The sequence below is a fragment of the Amycolatopsis echigonensis genome, from assembly GCF_002846615.1.
GTDB classification, from domain to species: Bacteria; Actinomycetota; Actinomycetes; order Mycobacteriales; family Pseudonocardiaceae; genus Amycolatopsis; species Amycolatopsis echigonensis.
Genome location: NZ_PJMY01000003.1, coordinates 2,327,622 through 2,343,933 on the forward strand (window position 1 = coordinate 2,327,622; position 16,312 = coordinate 2,343,933).

A 16,312-nucleotide genomic window follows, 5' to 3' on the forward strand; every position below is an offset into this window, starting at 1 on the left:
CACTTTAACTTAAGTGAGCATGTAAGTGAGCATGCAGTCGCCCGCACACTCAGACGAACGGCAACCCCACGTAGTTCTCCGCCAAGCTCGTCGCCGCTGCCCTCGACGAAGCCGTGTACCGCAGTTGCGACAGCTGCAGCCGCTGGGCAAAAGCATCCGCACCCGGGTCCACGTGCAGCATCGTCGTCATGAACCACGAGAAGTGCTCCGCTCGCCACACCCGGCGCAGGCAAGTGTCCGAATAGGACTCCGCCAGCGCCGAATCTCCTTGCAGCAAAGCGACCAAGGCTCGCGAAAGCACCACGACGTCCGCGACGGCCAGGTTCATTCCCTTGGCTCCCGTCGGCGGCACGATGTGCGCCGCGTCGCCAGCCAGGAAAAGGCGGCCGTGACGCATTGGTTCTGTCACGAAGCTCCGCATCGGCGTGATGCCCTTGTCCAGGATCGGCCCCTCCCGCAGGGTGAACTCCCCGTCGACCGCCAAGCGTGTCGACAGCTCCGTCCAGATCCGGTCGTCCGACCAGGCCGCCAGGTTCTCCGCCGGATCGACCTGCAGGTACAGCCGCGTGACGTCCGGGGAACGCATGCTGTGCAGGGCAAAACCCCGCGGATGATGGGTGTAGATCAGCTCCTCGTGCGACGGCTGTGTCCGCGCGAGCACGCCCAGCCAGGCGAAGGGGTACTCCCGTTCGAAGATCGTCAGTACACCGTCCGGAATGGACGGACGCGAGACGCCGTGGAAACCGTCGCACCCTGCCACCGCGTCGCATTCCAGGGTTTGCACCACCCCAGAAGAATCCCGATAACGCACAACCGGACGCGAACTGTCCAATGCGGACAGTGAAACGTCCGAAACCTCGAAGTGCAGCGGAAGATCCGCGGCCTCGTGCGCGTCCACGAGGTCCTTCACGATCTCCTGCTGCCCGTACACCGTGATTGCCTTGCCGGTCAGCTCGGTGAGCGCGATGCGGTGGTCGGTACCGTCGAACCGAAGCGAGAAACCTTCGTGCGGCAAGCCTTCCGCGGCCAATCGACCGCCGAGGCCGATCTCGGTGAGCAGGTCGACCGTCGGTTGTTCGCAGACCCCGGCGCGCACGCGTTGCCGCACGTACTCGCGGTCGCGGGCTTCGAGCACCACCGCCTCGACCCCCGCCTGGTGCAGCAAATACGACAGCAGCAAGCCGGCCGGGCCGGCACCGATCACGGCGACCTGCGTGCGCAAGGGAGCCTCCGATCAAGCCGCGGTGCGCGACTTCAGGTGTGCTTTCAGGTCGAACGAACTGGCTTCCAGATCCGCGTATGCCGGGCGCGGGTCAGCGGCGAACAACCGGCGCGCGGCGATGTGGTCCGGCGCGCGGTTGACCGATTCGACGGCGATCAGCACGTCGTTGCGGAAGGACAGCACCGAGAACTTCCCGGCGTCCCGGTCGCCGGTCACCACGGTCCGGTCCGCGGCGTCGAGAATGCCCGCGATCTGCAGTTTCGCGCCGGTCTGATCGGTCCAGAACCACGGCAGGCTGTCGTACCGCGCCGGTTCCCCGGTGATCGCGGCGGCCACCGAACGAGCCTGGTCGACGGCGTTCTGCACGGACTCCAGCCTGGTAGCGGCCCCGGCCTGCACGCACGGGAAGCACGCGCAGTCGCCGATCGCGAAGATCTTCGGGTCCGCGGTGCGCAGGTGTTCGTCCACGACGACCCCGTTGCGTACCTCAAGCCCGGCCGCCTCGGCCAGCGCCGTCTCCGGCAGCACGCCGACGGCGACGACCACGAGGTCCGCCGGCAGCCGCCGTCCGTCGGAGAGTTCGACAGACTCCACGTGCCCGGACCCGTGCAGCGCGGTAACCCCGACGCCCAGCAACAGCGTGTGTCCAGCCGCCCGGTGATGTTCGGCGAAAAACTCCGAGATCTCCGGCGACGCGACCCGCGCGAGCAGCCGGTCCTGCGCCTCCACCACGGTGACTGGGCGGCCGGCGTGCGAGGCGAACTCCAGCCCGATGAACCCGCCGCCGATCACCACGACGTCACTCGCCGCGTCGAGCGAAGCCCGCAGCCGGTCGGCGTCCGCGCGGGTGCGCAGCGTCAGGACGCCTTCGAGGTCGGCGCCGGGCACCGGCAGCGCACGGTTGCGCGCGCCGGTGGCCAGCACCAAATGGTCGTAACCCAGCTCGGTACCGTCCTCGAGCCGGACTTTCGCCGCATCACGCTCGATCGCGGCGACCCGGCCGCGGACCAGCTCGATGTCCTTCTCGGCGAAGTAGTCCTCCGGCCGCAGCACCAGCTGCTCGACGCCCGCGCTGCCCGCCAGATACGCCTTCGACAGCGGCGGCCGCTGATAAGGCACCCCCGGCTCGTCGCCGATCAAAACCACACGCCCGGCGAATCCTTTGTCCCGCAAGGACGCGGCGGCCTGGAAGCCGCTTTGCCCGCTGCCGACGACGAGAACGGTCTCGGTGCTCATCTCGCTCCTCCCGACATCTCGGGCTCCATCTGAGCACACCTCGGCCAAGATCGTCGAGGAGCAGCCGTCACACCCGATGCAGGAACGCGATCGCGTCCGCCGCTTCGACCGCGTCGAACGGCAGATACCCGCGACCGTCGCCGGTCCGTGCGGGCAGTCCGGGGTCGATTCCGGCGGTTTCGACCAGTTCACGGTCCTGAACCGTCACGGCGAGGTACGCCTGCAGCGTCCCGGGCGCGGGGTCCACTACCCCATCGGACGAGCCGAAATCGGTGGCAATGAACACATACCGGTCACCAAGGCGGTGCGCGACCTGCGCGCCCGCGCTCCACCACTGCGCACCCATCATCGACGCCGCGCGCCGCTGCAGATGCTGGTTGTGCGCGGAGACGAAGGTGCCCGGCAGCGCGAGCAGGTTGTCCGCCATCATCGCGTCGCGTTGCGCCCCGAGCCGACCCAACCGTTCCGATGACGTGTCGGCCATCAGCGAGTGGTAGCGGCAGAGCCCGAGCGCGGTCCGGGCGAGCAGGTCGCCGCCTTCGGGCAATGCCGGACGAGCCCGTTCGAATTGGCTGGCGAGATCGTCGGCGACCAACCGCAGCTCCCGCGCCTCCGGACTGTCCCCTTTGGACTTCGCCCCGTCCCACATCGCCGCCGCGTCCGCCCAGGCCGCGTCGTCGCCGGCCAGCCGCTCGATGGTCGTGACATCATGCGGCACGTCGTCAAGATGCTTGGCCAGGAAGCCGTGCAGTTCGGTGAGCACTGCGCGCGGGCTGGGCGCGCTGGCCATCTCCAGCGGGGCGTCGAAGCCATGGAAGTGGACCTGGTCTTCAGACTTGCGGCCAGCGTTGTGGTCACGCAGCCACTCGACCAGCGCACGGTTCGAGGGGAACGCTCCGAAGCCGTGGCTGAACCCGGTGGCGAGCACCTTGTCGAGGTCGCCTTCGCCGGTGGTCACGTACCGGTCGACCAGGCGTCCGGCCAGGCAGTCGCTCTCCAGCGCGATCGAGCGGTAGCCGTGCTCGAGGACGAGGTGCCGGAAGACTTCGTTGCGGAACAACGGGAAAGCCTCGGTCCAGTGCGTGGGTTCCCCCAGACCGAGCAGGGTCGGCGAACGGCGGGCGAGGAAGTCGTCAAAGGTCTTCATTGCTTTGACCGTATCGTTGAACTCTCCGTTGGCACTTCCTCGCGAATCACCTGGTTAAATGGCTTAAAACCCTCAAACCGGAGGTGACATGCGGCCGAAGGACCTCGCTCGCGAGCACGGCTTGTCGACCCAGGCCGTTCGCAACTACGAGGAGGACGGCATCCTCCCGCCCGCCGAGCGCGGACCGCAGGGCTATCGGACGTACACCGAACACCACGCGCAGGCGTTGCGCGCCTTCCTCGCCCTGCGCCCCGGCTTCGGCCACGCCCGCGCGGCAGCGATCCTCCGCGCGGTCAACGAGCATTCGGAAGACGCCGCGTTCCAGCTGATCGACGAGGGCCACGCCGAGCTGGTGCGCGACCGCGGCACCCTGACCGAGGTCGAGCATGCGCTGCGCCACCTGACCCAGGAACCGGCCGTACGCCAGACCGTGCCGTCGATTGGCGCTCTCGCGCACCAGCTGGACGTGCACCCCGCCACGCTGCGCAAATGGGAGGCCGCCGGGATCCTCCAACCGGAGCGGGATCGTGCCGGGAACCGCCGCTACCCACCGGCCGCGGTACGCGACGCCCGCCTCGCCCATCAGCTGCGCCGCGGCGGCTACCCACTTGCCCGCATCGCGGCGGTGCTGGACCAGGTCCGGAGTGCGGGCGGGATCGCGCCACTGGAGGAAGCCTTGCGTACCTGGCGTTTCCGGCTCAACGCCCGGGCACGTGCGATGCTGGACGGGGCTGCCCAGCTGTCGCGCTACCTCGCATGATCACTCCGGCAGCAACGGCCGCATGAACGTCCGCCGGTACCGGATCACACATCCGCTCTCGTCCCGGATCCGGTCCGCCGCGACGAACTCCGGGTCCACTCCGAACAGCGTCCGGTACCGCTCGTACGCGGCCAGGCTTTCGAAGCTGAACAACGCCCGAGCCTCGTCGCTGGCCCCTTCCGCGGGCAGGAAATACCCGTGGTGCACCCCGCCCTCGCGCCGCACCAGCCGCATCCACTCGGCGGCGAACCGTTCGAAGTCCGCGATCTTCTCCGGGTCGATCACGTAGTCGACGACGCAGGTGATCACGAACGGCCCCAGACCCGCTCCGCCGTCGAAACGATCAGCTCCAGCTTCCGCAGCTGGTCACTGGCGGTCAGGTCGTTTCCCTCCTCGGTGGAGGAAAATCCGCACTGCGGCGACAAGCACAGCTGGTCGATGTCCACGTAGCGCGACGCTTCCTCGATCCGCCGCACCAGCGCGTCCGGGTCTTCCAGCTCCGGCCGTTTGCTGGTCACGAGCCCGAGCACGACCCGCTTTCCCTTCGGCACGAACCGCAACGGCTCGAAGCCGCCGGAGCGTTCGTCGTCGTACTCCAGGAAGAAGCCGTCCACGGCCAGGTCGCCGAACAGCGCTTCGGCGACGAACTCGTAGCTCCCGGACGCCACCCACGACGAGCGGAAATTGCCGCGGCACAGGTGCGTCGTCACGGTCAGGTCGTCTGGTTTCCCGGCCAGCGCGGCGTTGATCGTCGAGATGTTGCGCAGGTGCATGGTGTCCGGGTCGCCGCCCATGCGCGCGACGAGTTCGCGCTGTTTCGGGTCGTTGAGGTACGCCAGGCTGGTGTCGTCCAGCTGCAGATACGTGCAGCCCAGCGCACTCATCGCACGCAACTGCTCCGCGTACGCCGCGCTGAGGTCGGTGAAGAACTCGTCCAGCTCGGGGTACACGGTCTCGCTCACCGCCGCCCGGCCGCCGCGGTAATAGACCATGCTCGGCGACGGGATGGTCAGCTTCGGCGTGATGCCCGGGTCGGTGTGCGCCTTGAGGAACTCGAAATGGTCGGCGAAGATCGGCTCGTCGAGGCGCACCTTGCCGTCGACCTGCAGGCCCGGCGGGCTGAACTCCAGGTCACCGGCCAGGTTGTGGAATTTCACGTGCAGCCGCTCGTCGCTGCGCGAGACGCCGCCGAGCTGGTAGATGAAGTCCATGTGCCAGGAGGACCGGCGGAACTCGCCGTCGGTCGCCGATTCCAGGCCGGCCGCCTTCTGCATCTTCACGACGTCGCGGATCGCGTCGTCCTCGACGGCTCGCAGCTGTTCGGCGGTGATCTTCCCCGCCGCGTGGTCGCGCCGTGCTTCGCGCAGCACCGCCGGCCGCAGCAGGCTCCCGACATGATCGGCACGGAACGGAGGTCGTGCAGTCATGTCTGGCATCGTCACACACAAACCGGCGGTATGTGCAGCCATAATCCGGCGGGACCACACAGAAGGAGCCGCTCATGACCAACGCCGCCCACCCGGTCGACCGGGGCCTCCCCGCCGGACGGCTGCTCCTGCTCGGACTGCAGCACATGGCGATCATGTACACCGGCTGCATCGCCGTGCCGCTGGTCATCGGCAGCGCGTTGCACCTGGACAACGCGTCGATCGCGCTGCTGGTGAACGCGGATCTGTTCGTCGCCGGACTGGCCACTTTGGTCCAGTCGGTCGGCATCGGGAAGGTGTTCGGGGTCCGGCTGCCGGTCGTCGCGGGCGCGACGTTCACCGTGGTCAACCCGATGATCCTGATCGCCGCGCAGTACGGCCTCACCGCGGTGTACGGCGCGATGATCGCCTCCGGCGTCTTCGGACTGCTGATCGCCCGGCCGTTCGCCGCGCTGATCCGGTTTTTCCCGCCGCTGGTGTCCGGGACGCTGCTGCTGGTCATCGGCATCTCGCTGCTCGGCCCCGGCACGGCGATGATCGGCGGCCACGACACCGGCGACCCGTCGTACGGCGCTCCCGCGAACCTCGGGCTGGCGTTCGGCGTGATCGCGCTGGTAGTGCTGTTCACCCGGGTGCTGCGCGGGTTCCTCGGCCAGATCGGGCCGCTGGTCGCGCTCATCGCCGGAGTCCTGATCGCGATCCCGCTCGGCCGCACGCACTTCTCCGCCGTCGGCGACGCGAGCTGGTTCGGACTGGCCTCGCCGTTCCACTTCGGAGCACCGACGTTCCCGGTCGCCGCAGTGGTGTCGATGTGCGTGGTGATGCTGGTGTCGTTCACCGAGACCACCGCCGACCTGATCGCGGTAGGCGAAATCACCGGCCGCCCAGTCACCCCGGCTGACCTGTCTCGCGGCCTGGCGACCGACGGCCTGTCAGCAATCTTCGGCGGCTTCATGAACTCCTTCCCGGACACGGCGTTCGCGCAGAACGTCGGACTGGTGCAAATGACCGGCGTACGCAGCCGCTGGGTAGTCGCGACGACCGGCGCCATGCTGGTCGTGATGGGCCTCGTGCCCAAGATCGGCGCGTTCATCGCCGCAATCCCGGAACCAGTCGTCGGCGGCGTCGCGGTAGTGATGTTCGCGATGGTCGGCGTAGTCGGTGTGCAAACCCTCAAGAAGGTCGACTTTTCCGGCAACCACAACGCTTTCATCGTTTCAGTAGCCCTCGGAGTCGGCCTGCTTCCCGCCTTCGGCCTAGACCGCTTCGGCAACTCCGTGTTCTTCCAACACTTCCCCGCCTGGCTACGAACGATCTGCGGCAGCCCCATCACCGTCGCCGCAGTACTGGCCTTCGTACTGAACCTGCTCTTCAACCACCTAGGCCGACGCCGCGAAGAAGACCTACTGCCCTAACCAACCACACACACAACCGCCACCAACGCACCCAACAATCGAGGCACCCACACCTCCCCCGCACCCCGATACGAAGCCTCCTCTGCGGTTCGGGGGTGCTTGTCAAGGCATCTTTCCCGCCTTGACAAGCACCCCCGAACCGTCAGCACACTTGGCTTCGGGGTGCCCCACGCACACACCCACCTGCAATGTCGCCGCCAGGCGACGAGCCGAGACCCGAACAGCCTCAACCCACATGCACCAACGGCCTCCGATGAGGATCCGGCTCCGCCCTCCGCAACACCTCCCGGGTAACCGGAGGCACATCCCCATCCCCAAAAAACAAATACCGAACCAAGAACTTGAACGGATTCCCCTCCGTCCAAGCAAAGTAAATATGCGGCTGCATCCCCGTCTCATCCCGCAAATGCAGCAACACCGCCGCAATGGCATTGGCGATAGACGGACTCTTCATCCGCAAAATCCGGTACCCGGCCCGCTTCTCCCCGTGCACCCGCAACGTTGTCTCGAAATCCGAAGCATCCGAGATCGTCACCTCGAGAAAGAACAACGCACTGTCCCGAGGAATATGGTTGTCCTCCCGGGCCTCCCGCTCCTTCTCCCGGTACTCCGCCTCGTCCCGGGCATCCGGCTCGTTGGCGATGATCCGGACCGCCCCCGACCGCACCGCCTTGTCCACGATCCGCTGCGCAGCCGCGTCGAACTCGACCTTCTCGACCCGCAACTCCAACGACCGCGTAGCCCGGGAGACCAACGACGTAGCCACGATCGCCCCGATGAAGAACGCCGCGATCTTCACCCCCTCCGGCTTCTCCACGATATTCGCGATCGTCGTGTACAAGAACACCAGCGTGATCACCAGATAAGCCCAGAACACGCGCTGCTTGTGCCGCCGAGCAGACAACGTCACCGCGACCGACGCCGACGAGATCAACACCAGCACCCCAGTCGCGTACGCTCCGCCCTGCGCTTCCACGTCAGCATCGAAAATCCACGTGATCACGAACGCGATCGCCGAAACCACGATCACCAACGGCCGCGTAGCACGAGCCCAGTCCGGAGCCATCCCGTACCGCGGCAAATACCGGGGCACGATATTCAACAGCCCGGCCATCGCCGACGCCCCGGCGAACCACAGGATCGCGATAGTGCTGACGTCATACACCGTGCCGAAGCCGTCACCGAGATAGCTATGCGCCAGATAAGCCAGCGCACGCCCGTTGGCCTTGCCCCCAGCCTGAAATTCCCGCTGCGGAATCAACACCGCGGTAGCGAAACTCGACGTGATCAAGAACGCGCTCATGATCAACGCCGCGGTCAGCAGCAACCGCCGCGTGTTCCGGATCCGCCCGACCGGGTCCGCCTCCGTGTCCCCGCTGGCTCCCCGGACCAGCGGCATCACCGAAACCCCGGTCTCAAACCCGGACAGCCCCAGCGCGAGCTTCGGGAACACCACCAGCGCCACCCCGACCATCAGCCACGGATTGGGATGCTCGCTGATCAACAGGTTCTGCCAGTCGACAATCAGCTGTGGCGCACCAAAAACATGCGCCAACGCGGTAACGACGACCACGACGTTCAGCGCGAGGTAAACCCCGACCAGCACCACCGCGACACCGATGGCCTCGGCGAATCCTTTGAGGAACACCGCACCCAGCAACGCGATGAGCACCAACGTGATCCAGACCTGCCCGCCATGCAGCGCAGCCGGAACGAACGGATTCTCGATCACGTGCGCGGTCGCGTCGGCCGCCGACAACGTCATGGTGATGACGAAGTCCGTCGCGGCGAAGCCCAGCAACGCAAGCACCAGCAGCTTGCCGCCCCACCGGGACAGCAGCTTCTCCAGCATCGCGATCGACCCCTGGCCATGCGGGCTTTCCCGCGCGACCCGGCGGTAAATGGGCAGTGCGCCAGCGAGCGTGAGCACCACGAGCACCACGGTGGCCAACGGCGACAGCACACCGGCCGCGAGCGCGGCGATGCCCGGCTGATATCCCAGTGTGGAGAAGTAGTCGACGCCGGTGAGGCACATGACCTTCCACCACGGCTGCTCGTCCTTTTTGGTCTCGCGCTTGCCACCGGTCAGCTGCTGGGCGCGCTTGTGCTCGCCTTCGAGGAGCCAGGCGCGCAACTTCGTATTCGGCACGCGGCCGATCATGCCGGGTTCCGCCGAGGCGCGTGGACCGCGCTCAGCCGCCGCTCAGGGTTCTAGAGGCAAATAATGCTCAGGACGCACGGCGGCGCGTGGCTGCTCGACGTCGACGGCTGGCTCGAACTCGACGGAGTCGACGCGCTCGACGACGGCTCCTCCGTCGGCCGGGTCGGACCGGTGGTTTCCGGCCGCTCGCTCGACGACGGATGCGCCGGAGCGGAATCAGCCGGATGAGCCGGGCTGCTGGTCTCGCCGAACGGGTTGACGTTCGCCTGGGTCGAAGGGGCGTCCCCGACGCCCACGGTGCCCTCTTGGATCTCCTCGCCGGTGGGCGTGGGCGGGTTGGTCTCGTCGACGCCGCCAGCGCCGCCGGTGCGGTCCGGCATCTCGATCACGCGCATCTCGGTGATCCGGGCGGCCCCGTCGTTCGCCGTGGTCCCGTACGAGACGAGCATGGCCGCCGCCCCGCAGCCGACGATCACCGCGAGCATCACCGCGACCATGCGCCACCGGGACCGGGACGGCGGCGGGATCCGTCGTTCGTGTCCTTCGCGCACCAACAGCTCGGCGACCGAAACCTCGTCGTTCACCAGCGAGACCTTTCACCAGGAGTGGCCTATTCCTACCGGATGAGCCCACCGAACGGGTGACGAAGGGCGAAACAGTTCTACCCTGGGTGCTCACTCTAGCGGGTGTGAATCACAGCGCATTCACAGCTGCTCTTGGCCAAAATCCCAGCATGCCCAGCCACTCTGGACGCATGACGCTGCGCGAACCGACCCCGGCACCCCGCCCGGCGCGCAGTGCTGCCACCACGGGAACTCCCCGGAAGCGGCGGTCTTTGACGTGGCTGCGCAGGCAGGCTCACGTCCAGCCGGGCCCCATCCCGCCGCCGGGGACCACCGACGTCCTCGAACCGGCCCCGACCGTGGCCCCGCCCCAATCCGGCGAAACTCTTTTGGAGGACGTCCTCGGATCACCGACAGCGACGGCCGTGCTGGCGGAGAACGCTCTGGTCCAGCCGGCTCCCCGGCCCTCCTTCCTGGCCGCCGTCCCCGCTGGCTGGCGGCCGAAGCGAGCCTGGCTGAGCCTCATCCCCAGCCCGCGGTCGACGCCGTTCACCTTCGGCTACCTCGTCCTGCTCCTCGGCACCTCGCTGCTCATCCGGTTCGGCAGCTCCAAGCTGACCGGCAAACTCCTCGCCGTCTCCAGCACCGACGCGCACAACATGGCGCGCCACCCCCTCACCGCCCTCCTGACCAGCGCGTTCTGGATCGCCGACGGCGGCTGGCTGCCGTACGCGGTGATCTTCGCGATCGCCGTCGCCCCGTTCGAACGGCGGTTCGGCGGCCTCCGGACGGCTCTTGTCTTCTTCAGCGGGCACGTGCTCGCCACGATCGCCACCGAACTGCCGGTCATGGCCCTGATCCACAGCGACGTCCTGCCGCATTCCGCGGGCCGCTGGCTCGACATCGGCGTCAGCTACGGCTTCCTCACCACCGCCGGCGTGCTCGTCGCGCTGTTGAGCGGGCGGGCCAGGATCGCCGGAATCGTGGCCCTCGAACTCTTCGTCATCAGCGTCTACGTGACCGACGATCCGGCCAGTCTCGCCTCCGTCGTAACCGCCGTCGGACATGCCTGTGCGGCCCACTTCGGCCTGCTCATTTGGGGTCCGCGACTGCGCAGCGTGGCCCGCGTCGCCCGATAGCACCCGCTGTCGGGGCCAGACGAGTGATGCAAGCAGCTCCCCGTGTGGATATACACGGGCTTCACTCGGTGGTGTAATCGACGGGCCATACGCCGACAAGGGGGATCGGAAGCACCATGGAGGCTGACGCCCTGGCCGGTGAACCGGGTGGGATCGCCCGGCGCGCCCAGCTCGCGGGCCTGCGTGCGGACGCCGGCGCGGGGGTCCTGTTCTCCCTGCGCGCCTCCGAACCGGCGACCCTCACCTGGCTGCCCGGCCTCGACGCGGTGCTCGGCCTCCCCGGCGCGACCGGCAAGGAGCTGTGCGACCGGCTCACCGAGCTGCTCCGCCCGCTCACCGCGAACCTCCGCCGCACCCCGCCCGGCCGCGATTTCGAACTCGAACAGCCGCAGGACGGCCCCGACGGCACCCCGCGCCGCATCCGGCTGCGCGCACGGACCGTCGGCGAACGGGACCACACGACCGGCCTGCTCGGCGTCGCCTCCGCGGTCGCGGAAGCCGCGCCGGAGAAGTCCGCCCTCGCGGAGCTGTCCGACCGGTACCAGCTGCTGATGGAACAGAGCCCGGACGCGATCTGCGTGTACTCGGGCGGCGTCGTCACCTACGCCAACCAGGCCGCGCTCGACCTGTTCGCGGCACGGGCGGCGCACGAGGTCGTCAGCCGCGAGTTCGCGGACTTCGTGGCCGCGGAATCCGCCCACCTGCTGGAGGATCACAGCGCAGAACCCCGTGAAGCGGTGCTGAAACGGTTGGACGGGAGCAAATTCGTGGCGGAAACCGTGTCGGTCCGCACTAGCGACTCGAATCCGCCGTCGTTCCAGGTGGTGATCCGCGACAGCACCGTCAAACACGCCGCCGCGGCCGCCGTCCGCGCGCAGGAAGCGCTGGTCACGCACGTCAGCGACGCCATCGTCACGATCACCGCCGAGGGCATCGTCACCGGCTGGAACCCGGCCGCCGAGACCGTCTACGGCTGGCCGGCCCCGGAAGCACTCGGCAGACGGGTGCACGAGGTGCTCGGCATCGACCCGGACGCGGCCTCGATCCGCGACGGCATCGCCGAGCAAACCCACCGCGGCCGGGACGGCTCGCCGCGTCGGGTCCGGGTGTCGGCGACCGAAACCGTCGACGGTTTCCTGCTGGTCTGCACTGACGAAACCGCACGTCGCCGCGTCGAACAGCACTACGCGACGGTCGTCGCCGCGCTCGACGAGGGCGTGCTGGTGATCGGCCCGACCGGGCTGATCCAGTCGGCGAACCCGTCCGCCTGCCGCATCCTCGGCGTCCCCGAGGCGGACCTGCTCGGCGTGCCGTGCACGACGCTCGTGCTGTTCGACGAGGACGGCAACCGGATCCCGGACGACGAGCTGCCGTCCATGCACACGCGCCGCACCGGGATCACGCACAACGGCCTGGTCGTGCGCCTGCGCCGCCCCGACGGCCGCGACGTGTGGGTGTCGCTGACCTCGCGGTTGCTCGATCCGGACGACCCGAAGGGCGTCACGGTGGTCACGTCCTTCACCGACATCACCGAGCGGCGCGCGATCAGCGCCCGGCTGGCCCACGAGGCGACCCACGACCCGCTGACCCGGCTCGCCAACCGCACCCTCGTCCTGGACCGGCTCGACCGGCGCGACGGCGCCGAGGCGGCCGCGGTGCTGTTCCTCGACCTGGACAAGTTCAAGCTGATCAACGATTCCCTCGGCCACCCGGTCGGCGACCAGGTCCTGCGCATCGCCGGAGAACGCCTGCGCCGGGCCACCGGCCCCGACGACGTCGTCGGCAGGCTGGGCGGCGACGAGTTCGTGATCGTCACGTCCGCGACGACCGGCCAGGCGCAGGTCGGGGTGTTCGCCGCACACCTGCGTTCGGTGCTGGCGGAGCCGGTTTCCGTCCACGGCAGGCAACTGCACCTGGACGCGAGCATGGGCATCGTGCTCGTGGAGCCGGACGACCGCCGCAGCGCGGAGGATCTGCTGCGTGACGCGGATGTCGCGATGTACCAAGCGAAATCCCGCGGCCGCGGCCGGTTCGAGTTCTTCGACGTCGCCCTGCGCGAACGCATGCAGCGCAGGCTGCGGATGGAACAGGACCTCCGCGACGCTGTCCATAGTGGACAGTTATGGCCCGCTTATCAGCCGGTGGTCGACCTGCGCACCGGCGAGATGGTCGGCGTCGAGGCGTTGCTGCGCTGGACCCACCCGAAACACGGCGCGATCTCGCCCGCGGAATTCATCCCGCTGGCTGAGGAAAGCGACCTGATCAACGTGCTGGGCAAGTACGTCCTGCGCGACACCACGCGCGAACTGGCCGCCCTGCGCACCGGCCGGGGCCTCGACCTGAGCTTGAAGGTCAACCTCTCGGTGCGGCAGCTGGACGACCCGCACCTGGTTCCCGCGGTCCGCGACGCACTGGCCACCACCGGCCTGCCGCCCGGCTCGCTGACGCTCGAAGTCACCGAAAGCGCGCTCATGCGCGACACGTCGGCGGCCGCGGAAGTGTTGTCCGCCTTGCGTTCTCTCGGTGTTTTGCTGGCGATCGACGACTTCGGCACTGGCTATTCTTCGCTCGCCCAGCTGCGTCGCCTGACGCTGGACACGCTCAAGATCGACCGCTCGTTCATCACCGGAATCGCCGACTCCCGCGACGCGGCCGCGATCGTCACAAGCATCATCGCGATGGCGCACGCGGTGGATCTGACGGTGGTGGCGGAGGGCGTCGAGACCGCGGAGGAACTGGCGTTGCTGCGGGAACTGGGCTGTGACCAGGCGCAGGGATACCACCTGGGGCGTCCGTTGGCTGCCGCGGAGTTGTTCCAGTAGGCGGCCCGCTGCCGCAGCGTTCAGTAAGTCTCGAGCAGCGCCGCCAGCTCGTCTTCGGTCAGGAAGACGTCGAGATCCTCCAGCGTCTTGCCGAGGTCGACCGGTTCGATCGTGCGCGTCTCGACCGTGCCGTCCGGGTGGCTTTCCTGGTATTCGCGGCCGAGCAGCCGGCGGAACCGTCCGGGTTCGAGCCGCATCACCACGATCCGCCCGGTGAACGGGGACTTCGGATGCGTGGACGTGTAGTGGTGGAACACCTGGTAGTCGAGCGGCCGGCTGTGCACCAGCGGCAGCAGTTCGTGGAGGTCTTCCCAGCCGTCGCCGTCCTGTTTCTGCAGCACCCACCAGCCGTCGCGCAGGGTCATCCGGTGGAGCCACCCGGCCTGGTCCACCTCGGCGCCGTCGATCAACGGCATCGGCACCAGAACCCCGGCACCGAACCCGACGTCCACGAGAAACTGTTGCCCCTCAACGGTAATCACCAGCGTCATATGGGTGTACGGCCCGCTCTTCCGCGGCTGCACCCGCGCGACCGTGCGCTGCACCTGGTAACCCAACTGCTCGGCGACGGCCGCGAACAGCCCGGCCTGTTCGTAGCAGTAACCGCCCCGCCGCCGTCCGACCAGCTTCTCGCTGACGACGTCCAACTCGATCCCGCGATGCCGGCCGATCACCACGTCGACGTTCTCGAAGGGGATCGCCTCGACGTGCGCCCGCGCCAACCGCCCCAGCGCCGCTACGGACGGTTCCTCCCGCCGCTGTCCTACGCGCGCGAGGTAGGCGTCGACGTCTACGGCCTCGATGTTCCATTCCCCAGTCATGCGCTCAGTCTGCAACCTCCAGCTAGCTCCAGGTCAATAGTCACCCAGCGTCACAACGGTTGTGACTGGCACCACTCTCTGGTGTGATGTACCCCCGATGCCTACCAGTCAGTAGCACACGTCCGAGTGAGTGCTGGCCTTTCGAAGGGAGCCCGATGAAGACCCCTCGACCACTGGCGCGGGCCAGTGCGGTGACTGCACTGGCGACTGCCGCCGCGCTGCTGCCCGCGACCGCCTGGGCAGCGTCCCCGACCTGGGCCCCAGCAGACACCGCCGCGGTGCACCCGGGGGTGCAGACGCACACCAACGGGGCGCAATGCACCTCGAACTTCGTGTACAGCAACGGAACCGACGTGTTCCTCGGGCAGGCCGCGCACTGCTCCGGCACCGGCGGTTCGACCGAAACGAACGGCTGCTCCGCCGGTTCGCTCCCGCTCGGCACCCCGGTCTCGATCGCCGGGGCGAGCAAGCCGGGAACGCTCGTCTACAACTCGTGGCTGACCATGCAGGCCCGCCACGAAACGGACGCAAACACCTGCCAGTACAACGACCTCGCGCTGATCAAGATCGACCCCGCGGACGTGCCGAACGTCAACCCGAGCCTGCCGTTCTGGGGCGGGCCGACCGGCGTGAACACCACCGGCACGACGCAACTCGCCACCGTGCTCAGCTACGGCAACTCCGAGCTGCGCGGCGGAATCACCCAACTGTCTCCTAAACAGGGCACCAGCCTGGGCGACACCGGCGGCGGCTGGAGCCACACCGTATTCACCGTGACGCCCGGCATCCCCGGCGACTCCGGCAGCGGCTTCCTCGACCGCGACGGCAACGCACTCGGCGTGCTGAGCACGCTGAACCTGGCACCCCAACCAGGCACGAACGGCGTCGGCGACCTTTCGCGTGAGCTGGCGTACGCGACCGCGCACGGCGGACTCGGGACGGTCCAGCTTGTTCCGGGGACGACCAAGTTCCGCGGCCCGTTGATCTAGCTTGCGGACCCGGCGTGCCCGGCACGATTCAGTTCGTGCCGGGCACGTCTAGGTTCGGCGGCGCGCTGACTCAGTTTTCGCGAGCGCCCACCACAAAACTGGGCACCAGTGCAGTTCGTGCCGAGCACGACTGGCCCGGGTGAACCAGCGCCGCGGCACATCAGGCACGACGCAACTCGCGCCGCGTAGCCCGCCGCGCCTCAACTCCGAACGAAGTCATCGCGCCCACCGCTCCCGCAGACAAAACCGCTGCCCGGCGGTGACCCTGGCAGATCCGGCGCGGTCAACGGACGAGAGGGGCGGTGGAGGTCAGCGGGGAAGCAGCGGCTCCATGGCGCGGTCGCGGGACCGGCGCCCGACTGGCCGTCCTCGGCAACGAAAAAAGCCCCCATCGCTGGGATGGGGGCTGCTTCCTTGACAACTCGCTGTGGCCAGGGCCGGGGTCGAACCGGCGACCTTCCGCTTTTCAGGCGGACGCTCGTACCAACTGAGCTACCTGGCCGGGAACGCCGGCAAGGAGCCGAACGATCTTGCGACCCTGACGGGACTCGAACCCGCGACCTTCGCCGTGACAGGGCGACGCGCTAACCAACTGCGCCACAGGGCCTTA

The 16,312-nt window shown here is 68.1% G+C and carries 13 protein-coding genes and 2 tRNA genes; 5 read left to right on the plus strand and 10 right to left on the minus strand.

Going from position 1 to position 16,312, the window contains the following annotated elements; translation table 11 throughout:
* Nucleotides 1–49: 49 nt before the first annotated feature.
* From ATK30_RS15690 to ATK30_RS15700, 3 genes are all read right to left on the minus strand, one after another.
* Nucleotides 50–1,222 carry a 4-hydroxybenzoate 3-monooxygenase gene (locus ATK30_RS15690; protein WP_101436227.1) on the minus strand — a complete coding sequence of 391 codons (1,173 nt, stop codon included), beginning with the start codon at nucleotides 1,220–1,222 and terminating at the stop codon, nucleotides 50–52.
* 12 nt (nucleotides 1,223–1,234) lie between these two features.
* Nucleotides 1,235–2,458: an NAD(P)/FAD-dependent oxidoreductase gene (locus tag ATK30_RS15695; protein WP_101436228.1), complete on the minus strand. Its 1,224-nt coding sequence runs from the start codon at nucleotides 2,456–2,458 to the stop codon at nucleotides 1,235–1,237.
* 67 nt (nucleotides 2,459–2,525) lie between these two features.
* Nucleotides 2,526–3,605: an erythromycin esterase family protein gene (locus ATK30_RS15700; protein ID WP_101436229.1), complete on the minus strand. Its 1,080-nt coding sequence runs from the start codon at nucleotides 3,603–3,605 to the stop codon at nucleotides 2,526–2,528.
* 88 nt (nucleotides 3,606–3,693) lie between these two features.
* On the opposite strand from ATK30_RS15700, the gene ATK30_RS15705 reads away from it, so the two are divergent.
* A complete protein-coding gene (locus tag ATK30_RS15705) occupies nucleotides 3,694–4,365 on the plus strand; it encodes a MerR family transcriptional regulator (protein WP_101436230.1) in 672 nt (223 codons plus the stop codon).
* On the opposite strand, the gene ATK30_RS15710 is transcribed toward ATK30_RS15705, so the two are convergent.
* Entirely contained in the window at nucleotides 4,366–4,674 is a 309-nt protein-coding gene (locus tag ATK30_RS15710; RefSeq protein WP_101436231.1) for an NIPSNAP family protein, read from the minus strand. It lies immediately after the preceding gene.
* Nucleotides 4,671–5,792, minus strand: coding sequence for a 5-methyltetrahydropteroyltriglutamate--homocysteine S-methyltransferase (locus tag ATK30_RS15715; protein ID WP_101436232.1), 1,122 nt, complete (start codon nucleotides 5,790–5,792; stop codon nucleotides 4,671–4,673). The genes ATK30_RS15710 and ATK30_RS15715 overlap by 4 nt, the downstream gene beginning before the upstream one ends.
* A gap of 74 nt (nucleotides 5,793–5,866) precedes the next feature.
* On the opposite strand from ATK30_RS15715, the gene ATK30_RS15720 reads away from it, so the two are divergent.
* Nucleotides 5,867–7,207 (plus strand): nucleobase:cation symporter-2 family protein, encoded by a 1,341-nt coding sequence (locus ATK30_RS15720; protein ID WP_101436233.1) that lies wholly within the window; start codon nucleotides 5,867–5,869, stop codon nucleotides 7,205–7,207.
* A 226-nt stretch (nucleotides 7,208–7,433) separates the two neighbouring features.
* On the opposite strand, the gene ATK30_RS15725 is transcribed toward ATK30_RS15720, so the two are convergent.
* Together ATK30_RS15725 and ATK30_RS15730 are read right to left on the minus strand one after the other, a co-directional pair.
* Entirely contained in the window at nucleotides 7,434–9,368 is a 1,935-nt protein-coding gene (locus ATK30_RS15725; protein WP_101436234.1) for an APC family permease, read from the minus strand.
* 50 nt (nucleotides 9,369–9,418) lie between these two features.
* Nucleotides 9,419–9,952 (minus strand): hypothetical protein, encoded by a 534-nt coding sequence (locus tag ATK30_RS15730; RefSeq protein ID WP_101436235.1) that lies wholly within the window; start codon nucleotides 9,950–9,952, stop codon nucleotides 9,419–9,421.
* Between the two features lie 149 nt (nucleotides 9,953–10,101).
* On the opposite strand from ATK30_RS15730, the gene ATK30_RS15735 reads away from it, so the two are divergent.
* Nucleotides 10,102–11,070 carry a rhomboid-like protein gene (locus ATK30_RS15735; RefSeq protein ID WP_208637353.1) on the plus strand — a complete coding sequence of 323 codons (969 nt, stop codon included), beginning with the start codon at nucleotides 10,102–10,104 and terminating at the stop codon, nucleotides 11,068–11,070.
* Between the two features lie 116 nt (nucleotides 11,071–11,186).
* Nucleotides 11,187–13,892 (plus strand): sensor domain-containing protein, encoded by a 2,706-nt coding sequence (locus tag ATK30_RS15740; RefSeq protein WP_107503636.1) that lies wholly within the window; start codon nucleotides 11,187–11,189, stop codon nucleotides 13,890–13,892.
* Between the two features lie 20 nt (nucleotides 13,893–13,912).
* Here the strand turns inward: ATK30_RS15740 and ATK30_RS15745 are convergent, their stop codons facing one another.
* Nucleotides 13,913–14,713 carry an arylamine N-acetyltransferase family protein gene (locus ATK30_RS15745; protein ID WP_101436237.1) on the minus strand — a complete coding sequence of 267 codons (801 nt, stop codon included), beginning with the start codon at nucleotides 14,711–14,713 and terminating at the stop codon, nucleotides 13,913–13,915.
* A 155-nt stretch (nucleotides 14,714–14,868) separates the two neighbouring features.
* On the opposite strand from ATK30_RS15745, the gene ATK30_RS15750 reads away from it, so the two are divergent.
* Nucleotides 14,869–15,702, plus strand: a complete 834-nt coding sequence (locus ATK30_RS15750; protein WP_101436238.1) for a serine protease — start codon at nucleotides 14,869–14,871, stop codon at nucleotides 15,700–15,702.
* Between the two features lie 428 nt (nucleotides 15,703–16,130).
* Here the strand turns inward: ATK30_RS15750 and ATK30_RS15755 are convergent.
* A tRNA-Phe gene (locus tag ATK30_RS15755) sits at nucleotides 16,131–16,204 on the minus strand.
* Between the two features lie 31 nt (nucleotides 16,205–16,235).
* Nucleotides 16,236–16,309: transfer RNA gene (locus ATK30_RS15760), tRNA-Asp, on the minus strand.
* Between the last annotated feature and the right edge of the window lie 3 nt (nucleotides 16,310–16,312).